This is a genomic window from Pseudomonas sp. NFPP02, assembly GCF_900119355.1.
In the GTDB taxonomy this organism is placed as follows: Bacteria; Pseudomonadota; Gammaproteobacteria; order Pseudomonadales; family Pseudomonadaceae; genus Aquipseudomonas; species Aquipseudomonas paracarnis.
Genome location: NZ_FPJI01000004.1, coordinates 311,491 through 336,372, shown reverse-complemented (window position 1 = coordinate 336,372; position 24,882 = coordinate 311,491). Strand labels below are relative to the sequence as shown.

Genomic DNA, 24,882 nt, shown 5'->3' with positions numbered 1-24,882 from the left:
ACCAACACGCTGAGTTTGCATGATGACGCTGACCTTGAAGTCCTGGGGCCGGTAGGCGTTCGCCTGCAGAAAGACAAACGAATGTTTGCGTTTTCGTCACCCCTTTTTTACTGCCGCACCCACGCTCGGCCACGGGCGTTCAATTCAACAATAACGTGATGTGAGGCAACGAACATGAGCACTGACGCCCCTCCTGATTTGAAGCGCAGGCAACTACTTAAACTGGCCGGTGCCACTGCCGCCGTGGGATCGATCGGTTTGAACATTGGCCTGGCCACTGCCGCCGATGCGCTGCTCAAAGACAACCCGGACGATGTGTTTGATGTGGTGATCATCGGTGCCGGCCTGGCTGGTTTGACCGCCGCTCGTGATCTGCATCTGGCGGGTTGCGAGTCGCTGCTGGTGCTTGAAGCGCGTGATCGTGTCGGTGGCCGCACGCTAAATCATGACTTGGGTTCCGGCTATATCTCCGAGGCCGGAGGCCAGTGGATCGGCCCCGGACAAACCGCCGTAGCGGACCTGGCCCGTGAGCTTGAGGTCGGCACCTTTCCCAGTTTCTATGAGGGGGAAACCGTGATCCTCGGTGGCGATGGACGTGTCGCCGTCGATTTGAAAGGCACCTTCGGTACCGACGAAAGCGTCTCGGCAAAACTCAGCGAGCTGTCGCGTGATGTGCCGTGCGGCGCGCCATGGAAATCCCCCCGACTGGCCGAACTGGACAAGCTCTCGGCAGGCGACTGGCTGGCTCAGCAAAACATCAAACCGGAAGACCGCGCAGGGTGGAATGCCAGCTTTCTCCTGACCTGCGGCGTCACACCAGCGAAGATGGGCTTTCTGCATTTTCTGTCGATGATCAATTCGGCCGGCAGCGAATACATGCGGCTCGACTCGATCAAGGACAGCGCGCAAGGGACGCGGGTCGTCGGCGGTTCACAGGTTCTCAGCAGCAAAATGGCGCAATTGCTGGGTGACAAGGTTCGCTTGTCGTGCCCGGTGCGCAAAATTGCTGACTGGAACGGCGACATCGTCAGACTGCAAACGGATCAGGGCGAGATCCGCGCCCGGCGCGTGATCATGGCGATTCATCCAGCACTGTGCCAACGCCTGCAGTACGATCCACCGCTGCCCGAAACCCGCGCCGCCCTGCAGCGAGCCTGGCCGGCGCACTCGCCGGCACGCAAGACCACAATGGTCTACCCGCGGCCTTTCTGGCGCGACAAAGGCTTGAACGGCCATATCATTCAGGTCGGTGGGCCGGTCATCTGGGCATACGACAACTCGCCGCCAAACGGCGAAATCGGTGTGATCAATGCGTTCATTTTGAATGCCGCAGCCCCCACCGACCTAGAGGCCGCGAAGCGTATGCAGACCGAAATCTATGCACGTGCCCTGGGGGACGCAGCGCTCGAGCCGGTTTCCTATCACGATCATGACTGGGCGCATGCCGACCCGTGGACCATTACGTGCGTGTCGCCGATTCCCCCCGGTTTCTGGTCGACACATGGCGAGGCACTGCGTCCGCCCTGCGGCAATCTGTTCTGGTCGGGCACCGAAACCGCTGACATCTGGGCAGGTTACATGGACGGTGCCGTGCGCGCCGGACGCCACAGCGCCTTACAGGTGCTCAACGCATTACGTAGGGTGTAGGAGGCGGCAATGAAAAAAATCATAGCGCTTGGCGTCATCGTGGTCATTGCGGTGCTGTTGGCGATTTTTGGCCGCGATCTGCTCGATCTGTATCGGCTGCAGAGTTACATCACCACCTCCACTGAGGCCTACCAGGCCGAACGCGGAAACTGGCCCCATCTGACCGATGCCTGCACCGGTTGCCATGGCAGCCACGGTAACTCGATGAACTCGAGGTATCCGAGCCTGGCCGGGCAACCCGCCGCGTATCTGTCTGCCCAGTTGCGCAATTTTGCGAGCGGACAACGGCTTGCGCCCAACATGGGGCCGTTGGCGATGACCCTCAGCCCGGATCATATTGATCTACTGGCGAATTTTTATGCCCGGCAATCGGTCGTTGCCCATGCGGCTGTCAGTCCTGACGAGGGGCTGAGGGATCAGGGCAAACAACTGGTGCAAACCCGAGGCTGCACCGCCTGCCATGGTGCCCAACTGATGGGCCAAGACGCCTTCCCACGCCTGGCTGCACAAGGGCAGGACTACCTTTTGGCCCAGCTCAACGCTTTTGCCAGCGGCGAGCGCATTGAGCCCAGTGGTGCCATGCAAGCCATGGCCGCAGCGCTGTCAGCGCAGGAGCGCCAAGCGATTGCGGCTTATCTGGCCGCACTCGTTCCTCAACCCCGCTAATCCATCAAATTATCTGTCAGCTGTACCGAGGCTATCGTTATGGAACCGAGAAATATTGTGCTGTGCCTTGCCTGTTTCTTGCTGCTTGCCAATGGGCTGACCTTCGGCATCAGGTTTCTGAAGAAAAGAAACCTGCTACTGGCTCTGGAGTGGTTTGTGGTTGCCTTTTCCGCAACAAACTTCCTGGTTTTTTTCCTGACGGGATCGGAGTATGCCTACCTGATTTCATACTTTTGCGACGCGTTCTCCAGAGCCTTTGGGATTCCGCTGATTACCGCGCTCGGGCTGATGGCGGTGACGCATGCCTACAAGCCGTCTGTGGGCAAGGAACTCATGATGTTTGCCGGCGCTCTGCTGGGCACACTCGCGTTGATCTCGGCCAAGGTTCTGGTCCCGCTCCTACCGTATTTCTACGTGCTGATGTGGGTGATATTTTCGGTCTACCTGGTGTATTTCGCAGTACGCCTGGCAACCGTTGGAGAGTCACTGCACGCGATCGGAGTGATGTTTGGCATGCTCGCCTCACTGACCATTGCGTGCATCTACGACTTCTACAAGATCCCCGGCGACGATAGCAATGTACTGCTGAACTTCTACGTGCTTGCACTGACGACCTGGGCTTATCTGCTGGTGCACCTGCATTACGCGTATTGCGCGCTGGAGCGCGCGAAGGGCGCAATGGCAGCTCTGCAAACGCGCTGAGGGGTAGTTGAAGTGTTCGAAGCCGCCGTTCTGGCGGCTTTTTTGCGTGATGCAGAGGAGGGCGGGGGGCATCCTTGCCCGTGCAGGATCAAGGGTTCAGCTTGGCCAGATAATGCGCCACGGCCTTGATGTCTTCATCGGACAGGGTGCCCGCCATGGCATTCATGGCCTGCGTCGGATCGGTGCGTTGGCCACACTTGAAAGCGCTCAATTGATCGCTCAGATAAAGCTGCCCTTGTCCGGCGATACGCGGAGCCAGGGGGCCGCCAGAGAGTTTTTCGCCGTGGCAGGCTGCACACCCGTTGGCGGCGACCACACGCTGACCGCGCTGGTCCAGCGCATCATCCTTCGTCGGGACTTCAGTCACACCAGGTTTCTGTTCGGAAAAATAGGCGGCCAGACGTTTGATCTGCTCGTCCGTCAGATTGGCCGCCAGTGGCTCCATCTGTGCGCTGTGGCGACGTCCTTCGGCAAACGCGTGCAACTGGTTTTCGATGTACGCTGCGGTCTGCCCTGCAAGCGCTGCGTATTGAGCGTCGCGCGGTTGACCGTTAGCGCCATGGCAAAGCGCGCAGGTGTCCTGTAACTGTGGCCACGCACCGCCATTGGCCTGGTATGCAGCGTCGTGCTGATCCACGGCCTGCATGAAACGATAGCCCGCCCACAGTTCCGGTCCATACATCGCAATTGATCCGGCCAACGCTGCGCTCACGACGATGGCTCCAACCATCATAATCCGCTTCATCAGGCGTTCCTCCGAGGTTGAAGTAACGCCTGGAGCGCTTCCATTGCCGCGCGATGTCCGGCGCGGACTGCACCGTCCATTGCCCCGGCCCAGATCTGCGCAGTCTCGGTACCCGACCAGATCATGCGGCCGACCGCCGGCGTCAGATACTCGCCCCATTGCGTCCAGAAACCGGGAGGCATGGGGGAAATACAACTCAAACTCCACGGGTCGATCTTGCCCCAGTCCAGATCATGAAACTGAATCGGGTGCAGGGCTTGTTCGCCCATGGCGCTGGCGTAGATCGCCGACAAGGTGTCCTGCGCGGTTTTGGGGTCATGGGGTAATTGGCCAGTTCTGACGAAGCCGCTGAGCACACCCAGGCTGGCGTCCTCCGGCGAATTGTCAAAGGCCCAGATCAGCGGACCTTCCACTTGCACGATCTGGCCGTTGAGGCCTTGGTCGCGCCAGAACGGGCGCTCATAGACGTGCACGGTCTTGCGCATCGGTGCATGGGCCGGCCAATGCCGATGCAGCTCGGCACGCCCGGAGGGCAGGGGTGGATCGAAGACGATCTGATTGCACAGCGCCGGGCTCAGCGCGGCAATCACCTGCCGCGTGCGCATGATGCCCTGATCGGTATGCAACTCGACGACATCACGATCCCAACCGACAATCTTGCGCACTGGGCACGCCAATCGGACTTTTTCTCCGAGAGCTTGCGCCATCTTCAAGCTGAGGATTTGCGAGCCGCCTACCAAACGTGATTCCTGTGCACCCCCTTGGACACCTTCGAGCTTTTCGAGACGGCAGTCAGAGGAGTTGATCATCGCCAGGTAATGCAGGAGCCCCATGCCGGCCGGCGTGGTACCGAAGGTGAGGCTCACGGACATGTTGAAGCCGATCTTGTCGACATTGCTGATGCCTTGCCCGGCCAGCCATTGGCCAATCGAGAGTTTGTCCAGCTCACCCGCATCCTTGGCTTTCCACGGCGCTTTGCTGGGGACGCCTTCGGCGAGTTTGTTCAGTTTTGCGACGATGTCAGTATTGGAGTTCGGACCATCGCTGACGTCCTCTTGGACTGTTACCTCGTCTATCAGATAGACCGCCTTGCCCTTGTAGTACGTAGGGAAGGTTGCGACATCAAGCTGTCTGGCCAGATCGGCGATTGACGTTTGACCGGGGCCGATCCATTGCCCACCGGCCTCGCAGATTACGCCATTGCCTAGGTCATGGTTAAGGGTGCGACCACCGACGCGATCGCGGGCTTCAAGCACGACAAACGACTCGCAGCCAGCGGCCTGGAGGTCTCTGGCAGACGTAAGCCCGGACAGGCCTGCGCCAATGATCACCACATCCAGTATCGAGGTGTCTAAAGGTTGGGTTTGCGCCATCGCACGCCCGGTGACACCGAGCCCTCCGGCGAGGGCCGAGCCTCCAACCGCTTGCAATAACAATCGTCGCTGTCGTGATTGCGTCGACAGTTCATCGAGATCCGCATCCATCGTCACCTCCGTCTTTTAGTTATAATCACAGATGTTATGCAAATATATGACGGAACAGGAATTCAGCAAAGTGAAATCGGCGCAATGGCGATTAACCGAGGGGGTGAGAGATAGGCGGGCGCCATCAAGCAGGATTCGCTGCGCAAATGAAGCGAATCTTCTGGATGCCTGAGGGCAGGGTAGGGTTTAGCGAGCGGGGCTGATCAGCGTGATGACCGCATCCATCAAGGCCTTGCTGCGTTTGGCTTCAAATCGCTCTGGCTCGATTGGCAACATCATCATCCAGCCGTCACTCAGCGCGCTGAGCTGATCGGCGAGCAGATCGGCAGCAATGTCCTTGCGAATGATGCCCTGGGTTTGTCCTTTGCCCAGAATGCTTGCGAGATCCTCGCGAAAGCGCGAGTAACGTTTCTGGATTACGTCGGCAAACACCGGTTCGTGCCGGGCGTGTGCAAGCATCTGAAACAGGGCCAGCCAACGCGCCGAGTCGTTGGCTTGAGTCAGGTTCAACCACTGCTCGATCATTGCCCTGATATCGACTTTTTCCTGATCGGCATCCAGCAAGTGATCGAACTCGTCAAACAGACTCTGCGCCGCCGCCGTGATCATTTCTTCTTTATTGGCAAAGTAATAGGTCACGGCGCCCGTGGTGCAGCCGGCATGGCTGGCAACTTTGCGCAGAGACGTCCCGGCATAACCCTCCTGCGCAATGACTTCGATGGCTGCAGTCAACAGTTCACCGCGTTTTTCCAGACGATTACCTACCGGGCGGCCGCGACGTGGGGCGGGCGCTGAATCACTGTCTTTGGAGTGCTGACTATCCGTGGAAGGCGCTTGAGCATCATGCATGAGAGAAAGTGATTCCGTTGGTTGAAGGCGTTGAGCCGGCAGCGGCTGCGAACGCCATTTTGGCTTGGCACGTCGCGATCATGCAATCGTTCAGATTCGACCGCTGCCAATCACCGCGACGGCCCGAACCTCCACGCGCAAGCCCGGCATTGCCAGTTGTGAAATGCCGACAGCGGTCCAGGCTGGATAACGTTCAGGGAAGTATTCGTCCTTTACCTGTCCAAAGGCGTGCACTTCGCCCTGCAGATCGGTATGAAACGTCATCAACTCGACGACATCAGCCAGGCTTGCGCCGGCAGCTTCGAGGATGGTCCGCAAAGACTGAAACGCCAGATGGGATTGCGCCTGGATGTCTTCGGCGGGAACCATGGCCTCGTCGATACCGACTTGGCCGGACACCCAGATCATGTTGCCGACGCGTGTTGCCTGGGAAAAGTGGAAGTTGTCGTAGATTGCCTGGGTGTGACCAGGGTTGAAGGACTGACGCTGCAGGACTTGAGTGTTCATGGCAATGCTCCTTTATATTAATTGGCGGAACGTTGGGTGGCGGAAGCCGTCTCCCGCTTTCAGGGTCGACAGTTCTTCAGTAAACAGCACGCCTTGCTGCGGGTAACCGCTCGCGCTGTTTTCTGGTAAAGGATGGAAGGTGGCGTCGTCGCCAAAGAAACGGAAAACGAAGGTGTGACGATCCGGGAAAGCTTCATCCACTGGAGCGCCACCATGCAGTGAACCCGGATGCAGCAAGACGATATCGCCAGGCTCGGTAGCCCACGAAATGATGTCGAATGATTCGGGATCGTTTTGGCGCAGCGCCTCGATATCCGGCAGGCGTGGTAATGCGTCGCCGCCATGCAGCGGTTGAGTCGGATCGTTAGGATCGCGAAACGTAGTGCCGTCGTAGCGTGGTCCTTTGTGCGAACCTCGAACGATTTCCAAAGCGTTTTTCTTCGGCACTGATTCAAAACTGATCCAGGCATTGGCCCAGTGGCTTCCGGCCCATGGTAGATAAGACGTGTCCTGATGCCAAAGCGTGCGAGATCCGCGCCCACCTGCTTTGAGAAACACCTCTTCGGCGAAGTACCACACGTTTTCCGAGCCCCAGAGCTGCGCAAACAGCTGGCCAAAGGGCAGGGAGGTTACGAGTTCTTCAAGACGGGCTTTGGCGACGGGGTTGGCATTGTCAACATGGGACTGTTGCTCAGTCCCGTCGAACATTCGGGTTGCATGAGGGCCGTGATTCTCGACTGCCCAGTCATAGGCTGCCCGGCACTCAGCCAATTGATCTTTGTTCAGAAAACCTTTGATCAGGACGGCCCCGTCTTCCAGGAACGCCTTTCGCACAGAGAGTTGCATGAGAGCTTTCTCCTCGAAAATGCCACGTGGCAATTTCGATGCTAGCAGCCCTCAAAATTAAACACAACGGCAGTTATGTTAATTATGAAGAGCCATTACGATGACAGAATCTTGAAGATCTGTGCATACCAGCAACGGCGCCGTCACGATCAAAGATGAGGGTTTCAGCTGCGCAGTCCTCACTCGGTGCCAAGCATCACCTTGTCTGAGCGCACAGCCCTTATCCAGGTATCGGCTTTTTGCGTAGCTATAGAAAGCCTGGATCGCATCGTAGATGCGCCGCCGCAGTATTGAAAACGCGGCGCCTGAGTTTGAGTTGGACGTACATGAGCGGACAAGCATGGGCAACGGCGCGCGTCACCAGCTTGCCCGAGCAGCGGTAGTCGTTGACCTGAAGAGGACTCGTCATGAGCACTATGGACATGGCTCATTGGGAGAGTAGGCGTAATAACGAATTCGTCGAATCAGTGACTTACGTCGCTTATGAACATATCCGACATAATACATTATTTAACATAATATACATTATGCGAACCGTCGTATGCGGGGTTGGAGGGCTCTGGTGGTCAGATTTGAAGCCTGGCACGGGCTCTTACGCATCACCTGGTCCAGCTTGCAGACTGGCGATGTAACTCACAATGAATGCGTCCTCCGATCCGCGCTCCTTGTGATAACCAACCACGTTGGCCAGCGTCCACCGCAGCAACCTCATTAGCACCGGATCGGAAAACTTCCAGCTGCTCGACTCGTACTGATACCGGCTGTTGGTGAAAACATCTCGGTACCGCTCGAACGAATCTTCTTGGCTGTCCAAGGCCAACGCTTTACGAATGTCTGCAGGCACGGCATGAAACAAGGTCAACAGATCGTGACCGTCACGACGCTGATCGGCTGGCGTCTTGCCGGTTGACTGAAGATGCTTGTGAGCCGCTTTGAGTGCATCAACGTCAATCGTGTAGGTTTCACCGGACGTATCTTGATGCTGGTCTGGTACAAAAATGAAGCTTTTCAGCAGTATTTCCATGCCAATCGCTGCGTTAACCATGGAAACATGTGGGAGGTTTTGGGCGTCTAGAAGCTCAGAAGCTTTGAGATAATTATGGGCGCTTTCGAGCATCCAGCCTGGAAAGTGATTCATTTAACAGAGATCCTTAAAGATGCATGCCATCGGAACATAGCTCATCAGGTGGGCTACCCTGCCCTCATAATATAGCCATAAAGAATAACTATGCTAAATGACTATTTAGTATAGTTATATCTGATTGTCATGCCTCAGAGCCTAAACCTATCCACCGACTGCGAAAGCTTCCCCGCCAAACTCGACAATTCATCCGTCGTCGACGCCGTCTCGCCAATCACCCGACTGTTACTTTCCGACATCCCCGCAATCCTCTCCACCTGATGAGCAATCTCATTACTGGCCAAGCTCTGTTCACTGATGGTGCGAGAAATATCATTGACCAATTCAGTAGTGCTCAACGTGGCCTGGAGGATCTCGCGAATGGCGCGTTCCACTTCGGCAGTCACCGCCATGCCCTTGTCCACTTGGGCAACACCCTCCTCCATGCTGATCACCGCTTCACGGGTGTTTTGCTGGATACTGCCGACCATGCTGGCGATTTCCTGAGTGGAGGCGCTGGTGCGTCCGGCCAGGCTGCGCACTTCGTCGGCCACGACTGCAAAGCCGCGCCCTTGTTCACCGGCGCGGGCGGCTTCGATGGCGGCGTTCAGGGCCAGCAGGTTGGTCTGGTCGGCAATCCCTTTGATCACCTGGATAATGCTGTAGATCGCCTCGGACTCCTTGTCCAGCGTGCGGATCACTTGCGCCGACTGTTGGGCAGAACGGGCGATGCCGTCCATGTCGCTGACCACCTGGTGGATGACGCGGCCGCCGTCCTTGGCCAGGGTTTCAGCCTGGCTGGCCATGTCCAGGGCACGTTGGGCGTGACGGGTGATTTCTTCGATGCTGGCGGTCATTTCACTCGCGGCGGCGGCCATGGTGCTGGCGGCGACGCTTTGTTGCTGGCTGCTGCCTGCCACTTCATGGCAACCCTGGCTGAGGCGCTCGCTCATGCCATTCACGCCATGGGCATTGCTGCGAACCACTTCGATCATGCCGCGCAAATCCCGCTGCATCGTCGCCAGGCTGCGAATCAGTGCACTGGCTTCGTCCTGGTTCTTGGGTTCGGCAATCGGCTCGCTCAGGTTGCCATGGGCAATGCTCTGGGCAATACGGCTGGCGGTGCGCAACGGCCCCATGATGCTCAGGGTCACCCAACGTCCTTGTGCCAGCAGCAACAGCAGGCTCGCCCCCAATACAATAATCAAGGTCCAGTTAGCGTTACTGATGGTTTGCCGGGTACCGGTGCTGGTGAGTTGGGTATTGTTTTCGATCAGTTCGCTCAACGCCGCCATTTGTTCTTCCAACTGGCTGAACGCGGCATTGAAGGTCTGCAGTTCCCCTCGTGCGGCCTCTGGATTCTCCAGGGCCAGCGCGACGATGCGCTCGCCGGCACTGATGTAGGTGTCCAGGCTGGGTTTGATTTTTTCCAGGCTGGCCTTGATCGAGGCGTCCAACGGCAGCTTGAGATTGTCCGCCAGCACCTCGCGAAAGTGCTCGGCATGCTCCTTGATCGAGCTGTTGACCTCGGCCGGCGTACTGGTGCTTTTGCTCAGCCCGACCAACATCGCCGACAGTACATCCGCACGCAGGGCGTCGTGCATCATGTCGGCTTCCATGTGGTTGCGCAGTACCGTCATGCTGACGTCGTTGTCCTGTACCGCATCGGCCATCCGCGTATTGCCCAGGTAGCCAGCCAGGCTCATGATCAAAGCCGTGAGCAACCCGGTCGCAATCAACAGCACCAAGCGTAATTTGATCGTCATAGTGGTACCCCGTGCCAGGAACGCCGGTTGGGAACCCAACCGTTTCAATGTCGCTGCTAGCTGTATCGGCAGCTGTTGCTTGTTAGTGAAGCCTAAGTTTGCGGATCTGCGCGGTTCCCTTAAGCTGACCGTCCGTTGCTCTACCTGGATCTGCCAAATGCCTCAACGTATCGCCCGTCTCGCCCTGTTGCTGGGCTTGATCACCGCCGTTGGCCCGTTTGCAATCGACATCTACCTGCCGGCGCTGCCCACCCTGGGCGCCAGCCTCCAGGCCTCGCCGGCGGCCGTGCAGATGAGTTTGACGGTGTTCTTTATGATTATCGGCGTGTGCCAGTTGTTCTACGGCCCCCTCAGCGATGTGTTCGGGCGTAAACCGCCGATTTATGCGGGCCTGGTGATCTTTGCCATTGGCAGTGTCGGCTGCGCGCTGGCACCGACCATCGAAGTGTTGATTGGCTTTCGTGCGGTGCAGGCGTTCGGTGCCTGTGCGGGGATGGTGATTCCACGGGCGATTGTCCGTGACCTGTACACCGGCCATGAAGCGGCGCGTCTGATGGCTTTGTTGATGCTGGTGATGAGTGTTTCGCCGATCCTCGCGCCACTGGCCGGTAGCCTGGTGATTTCGATCTGGAGTTGGCGCGAAGTGTTTGCCGTGTTGGCGGTGGTGGCCGTGCTGTGCCTGGTGATGACCGCAGTACAACTGCCAGAAACCCACCCAGCCGAGCGCCGCCTGGGCAAGACACTGGGCCAGGCGTTCGGCAGTTATGGCGCCCTCCTCCGCGACCCGGTCTTTACGGGTTTGTCGGTGGTGTGCGGGTTTGGCCTGGCCACCTTCTTCGTGTTCATCGGCAGCGCGCCCTTCGTGTACATCGAGTTTTTTGGCCTGACACCGACCCAGTTCAGCCTGTGCTTTGCGCTCAACGCGGCCTCGTTTTTCGCCATGAGCCAATTGACCGCCCGCCTCAGCGCCCGCTTTGGCCTGGCGCCGTTGATTCGCTGGTCGGTGGTGGGCGTGGCGGCGGTCATGAGCTTGCTGGCGGGCACCACACTGTGGGGTGACAGCCTGGGCTTGATGATGGGGCTGTTGTTTATCGGTTTCGGCTTTCTTGGCCTGCTATTGCCGGCGGCCGGGGTACTGTCGCTGGAGGATCATGGTGCGGTGGCAGGTTCTGCGTCTGCACTGCTGGGTGCGATCCAGATGGTCACAGCGGCTGTGGCGATGACCTTGGTGGGTATCTTTGCCGACCATACACCGGCGCCGATGTTGATTGGCATTGCGCTGTGTGCGCTTGCCGCGATGCTCACCACGCTATGGACCATACGTCGCTTGCCGGCCCACCTGGCCTCATCCTGAGATCGCCATCGGACGTATCCCCCCCTGTAGGAGCGAGCTTGCTCGCGAAAGACTCACAGGCGCCGCGTTCATTCAGGAAGCACGCATTATCGTTGACGTTTTTCGCGAGCAAGCTCGCTCCTACAAGGGCGGGCGCGAACCTATAGATCAAACCTGTCCACCGCCCGCCGCCGCTCATTGTCGTCACGCACGTCATAGCTGGCAGTGGTCTGGATGTTGGTGTGATGCGCCAGTTTCTGCGCAATCGACAAATCATGCTCCTCGATCACCCGGGTGATAAACGAACGACGGAAATCATGGGGCATGATCTTGACCCCCACCTGATCACCGCGCTGGCGTGCGATGTAGTAAATCGCATGCTTGGTGATCCGCTCTCGGGTGATATGGCTGCCTCGCCGGATGCGGTTGAACAGGAAGCTGTCGTCCTGCTCGCCTTCCTTGAGGTGCTCGCGACGAAACGCCAGCCAGGCCTGCAGTTTGGCAAACGCCCAGTCCGGCGCGTACTTGACCAGCTCTTTGTTGCCCTTGCCGATCACGCGCAAGCTGCGCTCGTCAAAGTTGATCTGTTCCAGGTCCAGGTTCACCGACTCCGACTTGCGCATGCCCGAGCCATATAACAGGCCGATCACTGCGGCATCCCGCAGGCCCTGGGGCCGAGGGTCGGCGGCGCAGACGTCGAGCATCTCGCGGATCAAGGTGCGGCGCAGGTTGCGGCCCTGGCTCAGGCGCGTGCCAGGTGTGGCCTTGACCGAGCGCATCTTCAACAGGTGGACCTGGCTGATCAAGCTCATGCGCCACGCTTCATTCATGACCCCGCGCACCGCATTCACATACAGCGACGAAGTGTTCGGCGCTAAGCCGTCCTCGCGCAAGGCAGCCACCAGTGCGATGACGTGTTCAGGCTGCAGCAGGTGCCAGTCAATCTCTTCGAGGTTGAGGTCTTCGAAACCCAAGCGGTCGGCGGCATCCTGCAGCACGTAGCGCATGGTCAGTTGGCTGGAAGGCGCCAGGCGGGTGAGATATAGGGTCAGTGGGTTGCAAATGGACTCGGTCAAGGTAGATCAGCCTTTGGATTAAATACACCGACCAACTATTTGATTAGTCGATGTATTTAGTGGATTGGCGAAGGCCGAGTCTAACTCAGGACCGGCCCTGGCACAAAATCACGGGGCCGATTCGTCGTCTTCGCTGGCTGCCTGGGGTTGGGCCTGGGATTGGCTCCAGTCAGCGTCCTGTTGCTGCATCAGCGCGAACCAATGCTGGCGCATAAAGGCGAGGTAATTGTCCGGCGCCTTGGCAAAGTCCTTCTCGTCACCATAGCAACCTGGCAGTGGCAGTTCGGTGCCCTGCTCCTTGTATTGGCTGACCAGCGCTTGCTGCGCCGCGACGCTGCAGTCGGTGGGCAGGGGCATGCCGCGCAAGGCACCAGCGTCCTCGTCCCACCAGCTGGCGCCCAAGCGGTCAAGGCCACGCAGACGATACTTCTCGGACTTGCCGGCATGCATGATCAGCTTGAATTCGTTGGGGCTGACATCACTGGTGCAGGCCCGCGAATAACCGACCGTGGCCTGGGTATTGCCGTCGCCCAGCAGGTCGGTGACCTTGGTGGCAGCCCGGTCAAAGCGCAGCCCTGCGTCGAATTCGCAGTGCTGCACATCGTCGTACAGCATCCACACGCGCTTGGGGCGCTCGCCACTCAGCACGTATTGCGCCGCGTAGACAAAGGCCGATTGGGTACCATCGTCATCGCGCTCACCGACTTGCTCGGCGAGTACCAGCAGGTTTTTGCCTTGGCGGTCATCCCAGGTATAAGCCGCGACCTGCTTGCCGCGCACTTCCACCCCGTCCGGCACCTGGTCCAGCGGGGTCAGCGCGACGCCTTGATCGGCCCGCACGCTGGTGACACAGGCCACCGTCATCAACAATCCCATCAGCGCTGGCCGCAACTGGCCGCGTAAAAGCTGCACGCTATTCATCCGAGTACCCTGGCAAGAGAGGGCTTACTTTACCGGCACTTGAGCGCCAATGCAGAGAAGATTGTTGAAGGGCGAGCATTGGGCTGATCGCCTCGCTCAGATTGAACCAAGCGTCTCGTACGAAGCTCCGATGTCGCCCTGTGAGACCTACATGTAACGCCTTGATTACTTAGCTGAACCCTAGCTGTCTGCCTGTCAAATAAACGAGTTTTTCATCCGCCTTTCATATTCGTTGCACATTTTTGCGCTTAACCTTGTACGCAACACTTAAGAGCAATCCGTGGATTATCGACTAACCTATTGAAAACGCGTCATCTTTAGCGCCGTTTTGTAACCTGCGGGCTGTAGTTTCGCCCAATGAACGCTGCTGTTTTCACGCTTGAAGTCGCTTTAGCCCGAGGTCATGAATCTTTGAAACCCTACCCTATTCATTGCGTGTCGATCGTTATCCCGGTCTACAACGAACAAGAAAGCCTGCCTGAGTTGCTGCGTCGCACCACGGCAGCCTGCAAGCAGCTGGCCTACGAATACGAAATCATCCTGGTGGATGACGGTAGCCGCGACAACTCGGCCCAATTGCTCGAAGACGCCGCCGCGGAAGATGGTAGCAATGTGGTAGCGGTGATCCTTAACCGCAACTACGGCCAGCATGCGGCGATCATGGCCGGCTTCGAACAGTGCCGTGGCGAAGTGGTGATCACCCTCGACGCCGACCTGCAGAACCCGCCGGAAGAGATCCCGCGCCTGGTCGAGCAAGCTGCCCTGGGCTACGACGTGGTCGCCACCGTGCGTAATAACCGCCAGGACTCGGCCTTCCGCCGCTGGCCGTCGCGCTTGATCAACCTTGCCGTGCAGCGCTCTACCGGCGTGGCCATGACCGACTACGGCTGCATGTTGCGCGCCTACCGACGCACCATTGTCGACGCCATGCTCGCCTGCCGTGAACGCAGCACGTTCATTCCTATCCTGGCCAACGGCTTCGCCCGGCACACCACGGAAATCCTGGTGCACCACGCCGAACGTGAGCACGGCGAATCCAAATACAGCGCCATGCGCCTGATCAGCCTGATGTTCGACCTGCTGACCTGCATGACCACCACGCCCTTGCGCCTGCTGTCCATCGTCGGTTTCAGCCTGGCGGCGCTGGGCGTGCTGTTTGCCTTTGCCCTGATCGTCATGCGCCTGGCCTTCGGCGCCGACTGGGCCGGTGATGGCCTGTTCGTGCTGTTTGCGGTGTTGTTTGTGTTCACCGGTGGCCAGTTCATCGGCATGGGCCTGCTGGGCGAATACCTGGGCCGCATGTACAGCGATGTCCGCGCCCGCCCACGCTTCTTTATTGAAAAAGTGCTGCGCAACCAACCGGCAGCACCGGCTCCAGTCGTCGTGGTCGACGGCCTGGTGTCTTCCCATACTTCTACTTCTTCTTCGGATCAGGTCCAGTCATGAGTTCAAAAGCTGTTGTATTCGCCTACCACGATATTGGCTGCGCAGGCATTGAAGCGCTGCTCAGCGCCGGTTACGACATTGCCGCCGTGTTCACCCATGCCGATGACCCCAAGGAAAACAACTTCTACGGTTCCGTCGCCCAACTTTGCGCCCGCAATGGCATCCCGGTACATGCACCGGAAGACGCCAACCACCCGCTGTGGATCGAACGCATCGCCAAGCTGAACCCGGAGTACATCTTCTCGTTCTACTACCGCAACCTGCTGAGCGAGCCGCTGTTGGCCACCGCCCGCAAAGGCGCGTTCAACCTGCACGGCTCGTTGCTGCCTAAATACCGTGGCCGCGCCCCGGCCAACTGGGTGTTGGTCAACGGCGAAACCGAAACCGGCGTGACCCTGCATCGCATGGTCAAGCGTGCCGATGCCGGCGCCATCCTGGCCCAGCAAAAAGTCACCATCGAGCGCAGCGATACCGGCCTGAGCCTGCACGCCAAGCTGCGTGAGGCGGCCACTGCCCTGTTGCGCGATGCTCTGCCGCAGTTGGCCCAGGGCAAGCTGAGCGAAACCGCCCAGGATGAGAGCAAAGCCACCTACTTCGGTCGTCGCACTGCCGCCGATGGCAAGCTGGACTGGAAAAAACCTGCCGAGCAACTGTTCAACCTGGTGCGTGCAGTGACTCAGCCGTACCCTGGCGCCTTCTGCGCCGTGGGCGAGCACAAGCTGATCGTGTGGCAAGCCGACGTGGTCAAGGGCAACGAAGGTCTGGCGCCTGGCCGTGTAATCAGCGTCAACCCGCTGCGCATTGCCTGCGGTGAAGATTCCCTGGTGGTCAAGTTCGGCCAGCGCAACGAAAACGGCCTGTACCTGGCCGGCCCGTCCCTGGCCGATGAACTGGGCCTGGTGGATGGCTCCGTGCTACGCGGCGCCGAGTCGGGTCGCAAGCCGCGCCGTACCCGTGTGCTGATCCTGGGCGTGAACGGTTTTATCGGTAACCACTTGTCCGAGCGCCTGCTGCGTGACGACCGCTACGAAGTCTATGGCCTGGACATCGGCTCCGACGCCATCGAGCGCCTGCGCAGCCACCCGAACTTCCATTACGTGGAAGGCGACATCAGCATCCACACCGAGTGGATCGAGTACCACATCAAGAAATGCGACGTGGTGCTGCCGCTGGTGGCCATCGCCACGCCGATCGAATACACCCGTAACCCGCTGCGCGTGTTCGAACTGGACTTCGAAGAAAACCTCAAGCTGGTGCGCTACTGCGTCAAGTACAACAAGCGCGTGATTTTCCCGTCGACCTCCGAAGTCTATGGCATGTGCCAAGACCAATATTTCGACGAAGACACCTCCAACCTGGTGGTGGGCCCGGTCAACAAGCAACGCTGGATCTACTCCGTCTCCAAGCAACTGCTGGACCGCGTGATCTGGGCCTACGGCGACAAGGGCTTGAAGTTCACCCTGTTCCGTCCATTCAACTGGATGGGCCCGCGCCTGGACCGTCTGGACTCGGCGCGTATCGGCAGCTCCCGCGCCATTACCCAGCTAATCCTGAACCTGGTGGAAGGCACGCCGATCCGTCTGTTCGACGGTGGTGAGCAGAAGCGTTGCTTCACCGACATTGCCGACGGCATCGAAGCCCTGGCGCGCATCATTGATAACGACAATGGCGTCTGCGACGGCCAGATCATCAACATCGGCAACCCCGAAAACGAAGCCAGCATTCGCCAGCTGGGCGAAGAACTGCTGCGTCAGTTCGAGGCTCACCCACTGCGCCACAACTTCCCGCCGTTCGCCGGTTTCCGCGACGTCGAGAGCAAGGCGTTCTACGGCACAGGCTACCAGGACGTGGCGCACCGCAAGCCGAGCATCGAAAACGCCAAGCGCCTGCTGAACTGGGAGCCGAGCGTGCAGATGAGCGAAACCATCGGCAACACGCTCGATTTCTTCTTGCGTGAAGCCATGCTTGAAATTGCGGATAAAAAGTAATGCAGGCAGGTCTTCGCATCGACGTCGACACCTACCGCGGCACCCGTGAAGGTGTGCCACGGTTGCTCGACTCCCTGGCCGAAGCTGGGGTCAAAGCGACGTTCTTCTTCAGTGTCGGGCCAGACAACATGGGGCGCCACTTGTGGCGCCTGATCCGCCCGCAGTTTTTGTGGAAGATGCTGCGTTCCAACGCTGCCGGCCTGTATGGCTGGGATATCTTGCTGGCCGGCACCGCCTGGCCAGGCAAGCCGATTGGCCGCGACCTGGGGCATTTGATGCGCCAGGCCAAGGCCGCCGGGCATGAAGTCGGCCTGCACGCCTGGGACCACCATGGCTGGCAGGCCAACACCGGGCGTTGGAGCGAGGCACAGCTGGTCGAGCAGATTCGGCGCGGCGTAGACACCTTGAGCGACATCCTCGGCGAGCGCGTCGACTGTTCAGCGGCCGCCGGCTGGCGTGCCGATGAGCGCGTGGTGCAAGCCAAGCAAGGCTTCAACTTTCGCTACAACAGCGATTGCCGGGGCACCAGCCTGTTTCGACCAACCTTGGCCGATGGCAGTGCGGGCACCCCACAAATTCCGGTAGACCTGCCGACCTTCGACGAAGTCGTCGGGCCGGTGGTGGCTGCCAACGATTTCAACCGTTTCATTCTCGACAGGTTCAGCGCGTCGAAGCTGAACGTCTATACGATCCACGCAGAAGTAGAAGGGATTCTGATGGCCAATGATTTTCGCCAGTTGCTCGCCCAGGCAGGGCAGCGCGGCATTGATTTCAAACCCTTGGGCGAACTGTTGCCCACGGATGTGACCACCCTGCCCCAGCAACAGCTGGTACGCGGCGCCTTGAGCGGCCGCGAGGGCTGGCTTGGAGTACAGCAGGCATGATCCGCCGCTGGGCCTTGCCCCTGCTCCTGCTCGCGTTTGCGGTGTTCTACCTGCTGCCGTTGGCCACCCATGGCCTGTGGATTCCCGATGAAACCCGCTACGCACAAATCAGCCAGGAAATGCTGATGACCGGCAAGTGGGCCTCGCCGCACTTCATGGGGATTCGCTACTTTGAAAAACCTGCGGCCGGCTACTGGATGATCGCGCTGGGCCAGGCGATCTTCGGCCAGAACCTGTTCGGCGTACGGTTTGCCTCGGCGTTGAGCACCGGCTTGAGCATTCTGCTGGTGTATCTGGTCTCTCGCCGGTTGTGGAATGATCCGCAAAAAAGCCTGGTCAGCACGTTGCTCTACATGAGTTTCGTCAGCGTGGCTGCGCTGGGCGGCTATGCCAACCTGGACCCGCAGTTCACTTTTTGGGTCAACCTGACCGGCGTGGCCTTGTGGTTCTGCTTCGACAGCACCACGCGGCGTGCGCGCTTGTGGTCCTGGGCCTTGCTGGGCCTGGCGTGCGGCATGGGCTTCATGACCAAGGGCTTCCTGGCCTGGTTGCTGCCGGTGCTGGTCGCCCTGCCCTACGCCGTCTGGCAAAAACGTTTTGGCGAGTTGTGCAAATTTGGCCCTGTTGCCGTGGTGGTGGCGATTGCGGTCAGCGTGCCGTGGGCCCTGGCTGTGCACCTGCAAGAGCCGGACTACTGGCATTTCTTTTTCTGGCACGAGCACATCCAACGCTTTGCCGGTGAAGACGCCCAGCACGCCGAACCTTTCTGGTATTACTTGCCGCTGCTGGTAGGGTTCGCACTGCCGTGGGTTGCGCTATTGCCGTCCGCGTTCAAGCAGGCCTGGCTGCAACGGCGTGTGCCGAAAACCGCGTTCCTGCTACTGTGGCTGTTGATGCCCCTGGCCTTTTTCAGCTTGGCCAAAGGCAAGCTGCCCTCCTACATTATGCCGTGCATGCTCCCCCTGGCCTTGCTGATGGGCTCGGCCCTGAGCGACAAACTGGCTCAAGGCCACGGCCGCGTTCTGCGCATCAATGGCTGGTTGAACCTGGTGATCGGCGTGCTGGTCTTGCTGGCCCTCAGCTGGTTCCAGTTGAAGAAGCCGGTATACGAACCGGGAGAAGAAACCCTCAGCCTGGTGCTGGTGTTCATCTTTTTGTTCGGTTGGATCGTGGTCAATCTGCTGCAAGCGGCGCGCCCTTTGGCATTGTGGGCCGCGCCGCTGATCGGCAGTGGATTGCTGGTGCTGCTGGTGCCTGCGGCGTTGCCTCATTCGGTGGTTTACAACAAGACCCCGGACCAGTTCATCATTGATCACATCGACGAATTGCAACCCAGCGTTGCCCTGCTGAGCAACGACCTGGGCGCCGCCTCGGCGCTGTCCTGGCGCCTCAAGCGTCCCGATATCACGCTGTACAACACCTCGGGTGAGGTCAAGTACGGCCTGGCTTACGAGGATACGGCCCCGCGTCTGGTCGACCGTAACCGCATCCAGGCGTGGATGGCCGAAACCCGGCGTACCGGCGCGGTGGGCGTGGTGATGCGCGTCAATAGCACCGGCGAAAAAGAAGAACTCGCACTGCTGCCCACTGACGGCAAGCGTTATGCGCAAGGCAAGATCGTGATCCTGATTTTCCCGCAGGTCACGCCATGATCACCCTGCTGCTACTGCTCACGGCCTGCCTGCTGACCTGCATGGGCCAGGTCTCGCAAAAATTCGCCGTGGAAAGCTGGCGCGGCGTGCCAGACGGCTGGGCACTGAAACTGCGCTCGCCGTGGTTGTGGTCGGCGCTGGTGTGCCTGGGCCTGGGCTTGCTGGTTTGGCTGCTGGTGTTGCAGCGCCTGGAAGTCGGCATTGCCTACCCCATGCTCAGCCTGAATTTTGTGCTGGTCACGCTGATGGCGCGCTTTGTGTTTCACGAACCCATTGATGGCCGTCACTGGCTGGGCGTGGGGCTGGTGATTGCCGGCGTGGTCTTGCTGGGGCGCCAGGTATGAGTCGCGTGCGGGGTTTCGCCCTGGCTTTGGGCAGTGTCGGCCTAGTGAGTGGTGCCCAACTGGGCATGCGCTGGAGCATGACGCGCCTGCCGCTTCCCACCCAATGGCTGGCTGCCTTCACGGATAACAGAATCGACCTGGGGGCCTTGGGCGTGGTGATCCTGGCGATCATCGCCTATGCGCTGTCGATGCTGTGCTGGCTCGGCGCACTGAAGCACTTACCCCTGGGCCGCGCCTATTCGCTGCTCAGTATCAGCTACGCGCTGGTGTATTTGCTGGCCGCCAGCCTGCCGGCGTTCAACGAAACTTTTTCGCTTTCAAAAACCTTGGGGGTGGCCTTGGTCATCCTCGGCGTACTGGTTATCAACTCTCGTCGTGCTAGCACCTCAAGTCCCAGGAATACCCCATGAAAATCAGTGTATTTGGTAGTGGTTACGTTGGTCTGGTCCAGGCCACGGTATTAGCCGAAGTCGGTCACGATGTCATTTGCATGGACGTTGACAAGCACAAGGTCGAATCGCTGCAGAAAGGTCACGTGACCATCTTCGAGCCGGGCCTGGCAGCCATGGTCAAGGACAACCTGGAAAGCGGGCGCCTGCGCTTTACCCACGACGAAAAACTCGCCGTCGAGCACGGTGAAGTGTTGTTTATTGCCGTGGGCACGCCGTCGGATGAAGACGGCTCTGCCGACCTGAAATACGTGCTGTCGGTGGGTGATGCGGTAGCCCGCCATCGCGTGGCGCCGGTGATCCTGGTGGAAAAATCCACTGTACCGGTCGGCACTGGCGACACATTGCGCGACCACATCCTCAATAACCTGCGCGCCGCCGGCCGTGAGCTGCAGTTCGATATCGTCTCCAACCCGGAATTCCTCAAGGAAGGCTCCGCCGTTGCCGACTGCCGCCGCCCGGACCGGATCATCATCGGCTGCGAGCGTGAAGAGGTGCGCGACGTGATGCGCGACCTGTACGCGCCCTTCAACCGCAACCACGATCGCATCATCTTCATGGACCTGCGCAGCGCCGAACTGACCAAGTACGCCGCCAACTGCATGCTGGCCACCAAGATCAGCTTCATCAACCAGATCGCCGAGTTGGCTGAACACCTGGGTGCCGACATTGAGTCGGTGCGCCTGGGCATCGGTGCCGACTCACGCATCGGCTACCACTTTATCTACCCCGGCTGCGGTTATGGCGGCTCGTGCTTCCCCAAAGACATGCGCGCCCTGATCCACAGCGCCAAGCAGGCCAACTGCTCCAGCGACCTGCTCGAAGCCGTGGAAGCCATCAACCAGCGCCAGAAGAGCAAGCTGTTCGAGCGCATCAACGCGTTCTTCCAGGGCAACCTCAAGGGCAAGACGTTTGCTTTGTGGGGCTTGGCCTTCAAGCCCAACACCGATGACATGCGTGACGCCCCCAGCCGCGTGCTGATGGAAGCCCTGTGGGCTGCCGGGGCCAATGTGCGCGCCTTCGACCCTGAAGCCATGCAGGAAACCCAACGCATCTACGGCGATGACCCGCGCCTGATGCTGATGGGCACCCCGGAATCCACCTTGGGCGGCGCCGATGCATTGATCGTGTGCACTGAATGGCAGCAATTCAAGGCACCGGACTTTGACCTGATTCACCAGCGCCTGAAAACCCCGGTGATCTTCGACGGCCGTAACCTGTACGACGGCGAGCGCCTGACGCGCAAAGGCTTCAAGTACTTCCCCATCGGCCGCGGCGACTCCTGCGAGTTACCGATCCCCCAGCAAAACTGGGTGGAACAGGTCAAGGACGCTTGCTAAGTGAACATCGCCTTACCGTCCGGGCAGCGTGCAACGATCCGTCGCCAGTCCCTGGGGCTTGGGCTCTTGGCGCTGCTGCTGTTTATCGTCGGCAACTGGCACCAGGCGATCATCGGCTTTGATTCGCGCTTTGTGCTGTTTGCCCAGGAAATGCTGCGCCATGGCCCGAGTTTCTTTCCCACCACCTATGGTCAGCCGTATGCCGATTACCTGGCAACGTCGACCCTGCTGACATGGCTGCTGTCGTTGCCCTTGGGTCAGGTCACCAGCCTGACAGCGTGGCTGCCCACGGCGGTCGCGTCGGCGCTGATCGTGGTGCTGGTCTATCGCCTCACCGCGCCCTACTCGCCGCGCTGGGGCCTGCTGAGCATTGCGATGCTGCTGCTCAGCAGTACCTTCGTCAGCGAAACCCGCGCAGTCTCCCTCGACCAGATGCTCGCCGCCGTGGCGTTGGCGGTGTTCTACCTGGGCTATGCCCATGACCATTTCGCTGCAGCCAAGCGCCTGCATTGGGTGTTTTTTCTGCTGCTGTTGGGGTTTGCCATTCGTGGCCCGATTGGCCTGGTGATCCCCACGGGCGTGTTGTGCAGCTACTACCTGATCAACCGTCAGTGGCGCCAGCTGTTCAGCTTCGGCCTGCTGGCACTGGCGCTGCTGGCGGCGTGCGTCGGCCTGTTGTTGCTGCTGGCCAAGCTCAGCGGCGGCGAAGACTTCATGCATGACGTGATTCGCATGCAGTTCCTGGGGCGAATGGATGGCAGCGAAGGCTCCGGCGGCGTCCTGTATTACTTCACCAGCTCCCTGGGCAACTACGCCCTGGCCTATCCACTGGCATTGTTAGTGCTGCTGGCGGTGCTGATGGACGGTCGACGCGCACCGGCCCCGGCCTTGAAGCTAGTGCTCTACTGCGCGGCAGCGGCTGTGCTGGTGATGCTGGGCCTGTCGGTACCCCAAGCCAAGAAAGCGCGCTACATCCTGCCGATGCTGCCGATGGCCGCGATCATTGCCGCGTACCCCTTCGCGGTCACGCAAGGGCGACAGTTTGCGTGGCTACGCGCCTTGATGCTGGGCATCTGGACGCTGTTGCCAACGCTGTTGGCCATTGGCTTGATGGTGGCGCGGCGGCGCTACCCGGAACCGCTGGCCGACCTTGAGCTGATCTTCGTCGTGCTCGGCACGCTACAGGTGCTGGCCCTGCTGGCATTGCTCCGCTCGCGGCTGCGCACCTACGGCCCCGCCTTGGCCGCCGTGCTCGCCCTCTGGACCACCTACATCATGGTGGTTGAACCCCTGGAACGTCAGGTGTACGACACCCGCACCTTCAGCCTTGCCGTCAAGGCGCACGTTCAGCAGCAACCGGCGCCGCTGGTGTTGCATGCACTGGGCAAAGACGCGAAAGCTATCAAGTTCATGGTCAACTTCGATTGCGACAAGGTGCCGCTGTTTACCCAACTGCCTGCCGAATTGAAACCGGTCCAGGCGCCGGCATGGTTGGTCATGAGCCAGGCTGACTTCCAGGCACTGGACGATCCGCGCCTGCGCTCAATCACGCCGACGCTCACCGCAGCGTTCGACAAAAATCCGTATGTGTTGCTGCACTTGGCAAAAGCCACGACGCCTTGAGTGCTTTGCCCGCTGCACTGTAAGAAAGAACGCCCACTCCTCCACGAGTGGGCGACTTTCATCATAGGTACCAAGAAAACACCTACATTTGTTTGCGTAATGGCTGGTGCACTTTCCCTTCCGGTGCTCGGAGCCCAACTGTAGACTCGCTGCCACGTGCACTTACTATCTACCACCCGACCGCCAGGACTGCCCTGAAACGCTTGGGCCAGGGCACTTCATGACAACAAGGACGTTGTAGGCTGCCCGCGCGCGATGGCTTACTTCATCGAGAGGACAATGCCGTGCGAGAAAACCTGTTAACCCTCCCTTTACCCAGGCTGGATCGCTTGATGGCGTTGCGTGACGCACTGGTGGCGTTGAAGGGGCCGCTGGCCGACGATCCAAGGCTGCGCGAAGACCTGCAAGCGCGTCTGTTCAATGAAGAAACCCATAGTCGCGTGCTGGGCAAGATCAATCCGTCTACACCCGCAGACTCCGGGCCGATTACCTACGGCGAGGCCTTTTAGCTGCATTTATTTTGCATTTAACCCTCATTAATATGCATTGGCGCCGCGTTATCAAGCACTGCACACTGCACAGGTTCCTTCCCCCAAATGTTGGAACCTTCAAAGGGCTGTTCCGGGAAACCAGGCAGGCCTTTTTTTTCGCCCGCTGTTTATGGACCGTCTCTCAATGCTCGCTCGCTGGTTACCCGCTGCAATCAACACCCGTCCCGCCGAATGGAGCCGTGCAGCCATCGGCATGGCCCTGGGCACGATGTTCAGTGTCTGGGCCTGTGCCCAGGTGTTCGGCATGGAGGTGGCCCTGCACCTGCTCGGCCCTCTGGGCGCATCGGCCGTACTGTTGTTTGCCGTGTCGTCGGGGGCGCTGGCCCAACCCTGGTCAATCATGGGCAGTTACCTGTGTGCAGGCATCGTCGCGTTGTTGGTCGCCCGCGTCTTGGGGCGCACCTTGGGCAGCGCCTGCCTGGCGGCGGGCATGACCGTGATTCTCATCTGCTGGCTGCGCTGCCTGCACCCACCGGCCGGCGGCCTGGCCATGACCCTGGTGCTGGCCGATCCGGCATCGGTCAACCTCGGCTGGTACGAGCTTGCGCCGGTGATGCTCGGCGCCGGCGCCCTGCTCGCCTGCGCGCTGGCCTATAACAATGCCACGCGCACGCGTTATCCCAAGGGCCTTGCCGAGCCAGCCCCGGTTATCCCGGGCACTGCCAATGCCGTGAGCGAGCCGAGCATCACGGCAGCCGACCTCAAGCTCGCGTTGGCCGAGATGGAGCAGTTCTACGATGTCGAACCGACAGAGTTGGAGCAACTGATCCACGCCGCCGAGGGCCATGCCCGACGTCGCAGTATCGGTGAGGTACTGGCCAGCCGGGTGGTTTGACCGGCACTGCATAAATGCAACAACGACCTGCAGGATTCCGGGTTGTACTGGGCAAATTTGCACTGGTACGATCACGAGAGAGTTCACCCGCGAACATCTTGATAAAGA

Annotated in this window: 23 protein-coding genes; 14 read left to right on the top strand and 9 right to left on the bottom strand. The window is 59.6% G+C overall.

Annotated features, from left to right (window positions below; all coding sequences use genetic code 11):
• Positions 1 to 174 precede the first annotated feature (174 nt).
• From BT204_RS09770 to BT204_RS09760, 3 genes are read left to right on the top strand one after another with little or no spacing between them, the layout of a single operon-like run.
• Positions 175 to 1,647 carry a flavin monoamine oxidase family protein gene (locus tag BT204_RS09770; protein WP_054896440.1) on the top strand — a complete coding sequence of 491 codons (1,473 nt, stop codon included), beginning with the start codon at positions 175 to 177 and terminating at the stop codon, positions 1,645 to 1,647.
• A gap of 9 nt (positions 1,648 to 1,656) precedes the next feature.
• Positions 1,657 to 2,313, top strand: a complete 657-nt coding sequence (locus tag BT204_RS09765; protein ID WP_054918969.1) for a c-type cytochrome — start codon at positions 1,657 to 1,659, stop codon at positions 2,311 to 2,313.
• 39 nt (positions 2,314 to 2,352) lie between these two features.
• Positions 2,353 to 3,015, top strand: a complete 663-nt coding sequence (locus BT204_RS09760; protein WP_054918970.1) for a hypothetical protein — start codon at positions 2,353 to 2,355, stop codon at positions 3,013 to 3,015.
• An 88-nt stretch (positions 3,016 to 3,103) separates the two neighbouring features.
• Here BT204_RS09760 and BT204_RS09755 read toward each other — a convergent pair whose 3' ends face one another.
• The 7 genes from BT204_RS09755 to BT204_RS09725 all read right to left on the bottom strand — a co-directional run bounded on the left by BT204_RS09755 (position 3,104) and on the right by BT204_RS09725 (position 10,332).
• Positions 3,104 to 3,760 (bottom strand): c-type cytochrome, encoded by a 657-nt coding sequence (locus tag BT204_RS09755; protein ID WP_054896443.1) that lies wholly within the window; start codon positions 3,758 to 3,760, stop codon positions 3,104 to 3,106.
• Positions 3,760 to 5,244 (bottom strand): flavin monoamine oxidase family protein, encoded by a 1,485-nt coding sequence (locus BT204_RS09750; RefSeq protein ID WP_054918971.1) that lies wholly within the window; start codon positions 5,242 to 5,244, stop codon positions 3,760 to 3,762. Before BT204_RS09750 ends, BT204_RS09755 begins: the two co-directional genes overlap by 1 nt.
• 186 nt (positions 5,245 to 5,430) lie before the next feature.
• Positions 5,431 to 6,093 (bottom strand): TetR/AcrR family transcriptional regulator, encoded by a 663-nt coding sequence (locus tag BT204_RS09745; protein ID WP_054896445.1) that lies wholly within the window; start codon positions 6,091 to 6,093, stop codon positions 5,431 to 5,433.
• 90 nt (positions 6,094 to 6,183) lie between these two features.
• Positions 6,184 to 6,600, bottom strand: coding sequence for a RidA family protein (locus tag BT204_RS09740; RefSeq protein ID WP_072446639.1), 417 nt, complete (start codon positions 6,598 to 6,600; stop codon positions 6,184 to 6,186).
• Positions 6,601 to 6,612: 12 nt separating this feature from the next.
• Positions 6,613 to 7,446 (bottom strand): phytanoyl-CoA dioxygenase family protein, encoded by an 834-nt coding sequence (locus BT204_RS09735; protein ID WP_054896447.1) that lies wholly within the window; start codon positions 7,444 to 7,446, stop codon positions 6,613 to 6,615.
• Between the two features lie 592 nt (positions 7,447 to 8,038).
• Positions 8,039 to 8,584: a hypothetical protein gene (locus BT204_RS09730; RefSeq protein ID WP_072446636.1), complete on the bottom strand. Its 546-nt coding sequence runs from the start codon at positions 8,582 to 8,584 to the stop codon at positions 8,039 to 8,041.
• 134 nt (positions 8,585 to 8,718) lie between these two features.
• On the bottom strand, positions 8,719 to 10,332 hold the full coding sequence (locus tag BT204_RS09725; RefSeq protein WP_054896497.1) for a methyl-accepting chemotaxis protein: 1,614 nt from the start codon (positions 10,330 to 10,332) through the stop codon (positions 8,719 to 8,721).
• A gap of 157 nt (positions 10,333 to 10,489) precedes the next feature.
• Here BT204_RS09725 and BT204_RS09720 point away from each other — a divergent pair, with 157 nt between their 5' ends.
• Positions 10,490 to 11,686 carry a multidrug effflux MFS transporter gene (locus BT204_RS09720; RefSeq protein WP_072446634.1) on the top strand — a complete coding sequence of 399 codons (1,197 nt, stop codon included), beginning with the start codon at positions 10,490 to 10,492 and terminating at the stop codon, positions 11,684 to 11,686.
• A 140-nt stretch (positions 11,687 to 11,826) separates the two neighbouring features.
• On the opposite strand, the gene BT204_RS09715 is transcribed toward BT204_RS09720, so the two are convergent.
• Positions 11,827 to 12,741 (bottom strand): site-specific integrase, encoded by a 915-nt coding sequence (locus BT204_RS09715; protein ID WP_072446632.1) that lies wholly within the window; start codon positions 12,739 to 12,741, stop codon positions 11,827 to 11,829.
• A gap of 108 nt (positions 12,742 to 12,849) precedes the next feature.
• Positions 12,850 to 13,662, bottom strand: coding sequence for a M949_RS01915 family surface polysaccharide biosynthesis protein (locus BT204_RS09710; RefSeq protein WP_072446630.1), 813 nt, complete (start codon positions 13,660 to 13,662; stop codon positions 12,850 to 12,852).
• A gap of 411 nt (positions 13,663 to 14,073) precedes the next feature.
• On the opposite strand from BT204_RS09710, the gene arnC reads away from it, so the two are divergent.
• The 10 genes from arnC (at position 14,074) to BT204_RS09660 (ending at position 24,774) form a co-directional block, all read left to right on the top strand.
• A complete protein-coding gene (gene arnC / locus BT204_RS09705; protein ID WP_003191219.1) occupies positions 14,074 to 15,108 on the top strand; it encodes an undecaprenyl-phosphate 4-deoxy-4-formamido-L-arabinose transferase in 1,035 nt (344 codons plus the stop codon).
• Positions 15,105 to 17,096 carry a bifunctional UDP-4-amino-4-deoxy-L-arabinose formyltransferase/UDP-glucuronic acid oxidase ArnA gene (gene arnA / locus BT204_RS09700; RefSeq protein WP_054896501.1) on the top strand — a complete coding sequence of 664 codons (1,992 nt, stop codon included), beginning with the start codon at positions 15,105 to 15,107 and terminating at the stop codon, positions 17,094 to 17,096. Before arnC ends, arnA begins: the two co-directional genes overlap by 4 nt.
• Complete coding sequence (gene arnD / locus BT204_RS09695; protein WP_054896502.1) at positions 17,096 to 17,980, top strand: 4-deoxy-4-formamido-L-arabinose-phosphoundecaprenol deformylase; 885 nt, start codon at positions 17,096 to 17,098, stop codon at positions 17,978 to 17,980. The genes arnA and arnD overlap by 1 nt, the downstream gene beginning before the upstream one ends.
• Entirely contained in the window at positions 17,977 to 19,632 is a 1,656-nt protein-coding gene (gene arnT, locus BT204_RS09690) for a lipid IV(A) 4-amino-4-deoxy-L-arabinosyltransferase (RefSeq protein WP_072446628.1), read from the top strand. Before arnD ends, arnT begins: the two co-directional genes overlap by 4 nt.
• Positions 19,629 to 19,976, top strand: a complete 348-nt coding sequence (gene arnE, locus BT204_RS09685) for a 4-amino-4-deoxy-L-arabinose-phosphoundecaprenol flippase subunit ArnE (RefSeq protein WP_032897302.1) — start codon at positions 19,629 to 19,631, stop codon at positions 19,974 to 19,976. The genes arnT and arnE overlap by 4 nt, the downstream gene beginning before the upstream one ends.
• Positions 19,973 to 20,386: a 4-amino-4-deoxy-L-arabinose-phosphoundecaprenol flippase subunit ArnF gene (gene arnF, locus BT204_RS09680; protein ID WP_072446626.1), complete on the top strand. Its 414-nt coding sequence runs from the start codon at positions 19,973 to 19,975 to the stop codon at positions 20,384 to 20,386. Before arnE ends, arnF begins: the two co-directional genes overlap by 4 nt.
• Positions 20,383 to 21,765 carry a UDP-glucose dehydrogenase family protein gene (locus BT204_RS09675; protein WP_034127447.1) on the top strand — a complete coding sequence of 461 codons (1,383 nt, stop codon included), beginning with the start codon at positions 20,383 to 20,385 and terminating at the stop codon, positions 21,763 to 21,765. The genes arnF and BT204_RS09675 overlap by 4 nt, the downstream gene beginning before the upstream one ends.
• The gene (locus tag BT204_RS09670) at positions 21,766 to 23,388 is read left to right on the top strand and encodes an ArnT family glycosyltransferase (protein WP_054896507.1); all 1,623 of its coding nucleotides are present in this window, start codon (positions 21,766 to 21,768) and stop codon (positions 23,386 to 23,388) included.
• Positions 23,389 to 23,708: 320 nt separating this feature from the next.
• Positions 23,709 to 23,897 (top strand): type VI secretion system contractile sheath small subunit, encoded by a 189-nt coding sequence (locus BT204_RS27315; RefSeq protein ID WP_275655145.1) that lies wholly within the window; start codon positions 23,709 to 23,711, stop codon positions 23,895 to 23,897.
• Positions 23,898 to 24,063: 166 nt separating this feature from the next.
• Positions 24,064 to 24,774 (top strand): HPP family protein, encoded by a 711-nt coding sequence (locus BT204_RS09660; protein ID WP_057975912.1) that lies wholly within the window; start codon positions 24,064 to 24,066, stop codon positions 24,772 to 24,774.
• Positions 24,775 to 24,882: the final 108 nt, after the last annotated feature.

Excerpts from the sequence above, each read along its gene's own strand:
- BT204_RS09720 (WP_072446634.1), top strand. The coding sequence starts at position 10,490 with ATGCCTCAACGTATCGCCCGTCTCGCCCTGTTGCTGGGCTTGATCACC.
- arnA (WP_054896501.1), top strand. The coding sequence starts at position 15,105 with ATGAGTTCAAAAGCTGTTGTATTCGCCTACCACGATATTGGCTGCGCA.
- BT204_RS09765 (WP_054918969.1), top strand. The coding sequence starts at position 1,657 with ATGAAAAAAATCATAGCGCTTGGCGTCATCGTGGTCATTGCGGTGCTG.
- BT204_RS09730 (WP_072446636.1), bottom strand. The coding sequence starts at position 8,584 with ATGAATCACTTTCCAGGCTGGATGCTCGAAAGCGCCCATAATTATCTC.
- arnE (WP_032897302.1), top strand. The coding sequence starts at position 19,629 with ATGATCACCCTGCTGCTACTGCTCACGGCCTGCCTGCTGACCTGCATG.
- arnT (WP_072446628.1), top strand. The coding sequence starts at position 17,977 with ATGATCCGCCGCTGGGCCTTGCCCCTGCTCCTGCTCGCGTTTGCGGTG.
- BT204_RS09750 (WP_054918971.1), bottom strand. The coding sequence starts at position 5,244 with ATGGATGCGGATCTCGATGAACTGTCGACGCAATCACGACAGCGACGA.
- BT204_RS09740 (WP_072446639.1), bottom strand. The coding sequence starts at position 6,600 with ATGAACACTCAAGTCCTGCAGCGTCAGTCCTTCAACCCTGGTCACACC.
- BT204_RS09755 (WP_054896443.1), bottom strand. The coding sequence starts at position 3,760 with ATGAAGCGGATTATGATGGTTGGAGCCATCGTCGTGAGCGCAGCGTTG.
- BT204_RS09725 (WP_054896497.1), bottom strand. The coding sequence starts at position 10,332 with ATGACGATCAAATTACGCTTGGTGCTGTTGATTGCGACCGGGTTGCTC.
- arnD (WP_054896502.1), top strand. The coding sequence starts at position 17,096 with ATGCAGGCAGGTCTTCGCATCGACGTCGACACCTACCGCGGCACCCGT.
- BT204_RS09745 (WP_054896445.1), bottom strand. The coding sequence starts at position 6,093 with ATGCATGATGCTCAAGCGCCTTCCACGGATAGTCAGCACTCCAAAGAC.
- BT204_RS09660 (WP_057975912.1), top strand. The coding sequence starts at position 24,064 with ATGCTCGCTCGCTGGTTACCCGCTGCAATCAACACCCGTCCCGCCGAA.
- BT204_RS09735 (WP_054896447.1), bottom strand. The coding sequence starts at position 7,446 with ATGCAACTCTCTGTGCGAAAGGCGTTCCTGGAAGACGGGGCCGTCCTG.
- arnF (WP_072446626.1), top strand. The coding sequence starts at position 19,973 with ATGAGTCGCGTGCGGGGTTTCGCCCTGGCTTTGGGCAGTGTCGGCCTA.
- BT204_RS09760 (WP_054918970.1), top strand. The coding sequence starts at position 2,353 with ATGGAACCGAGAAATATTGTGCTGTGCCTTGCCTGTTTCTTGCTGCTT.
- BT204_RS09710 (WP_072446630.1), bottom strand. The coding sequence starts at position 13,662 with ATGAATAGCGTGCAGCTTTTACGCGGCCAGTTGCGGCCAGCGCTGATG.
- BT204_RS09675 (WP_034127447.1), top strand. The coding sequence starts at position 20,383 with ATGAAAATCAGTGTATTTGGTAGTGGTTACGTTGGTCTGGTCCAGGCC.
- BT204_RS09770 (WP_054896440.1), top strand. The coding sequence starts at position 175 with ATGAGCACTGACGCCCCTCCTGATTTGAAGCGCAGGCAACTACTTAAA.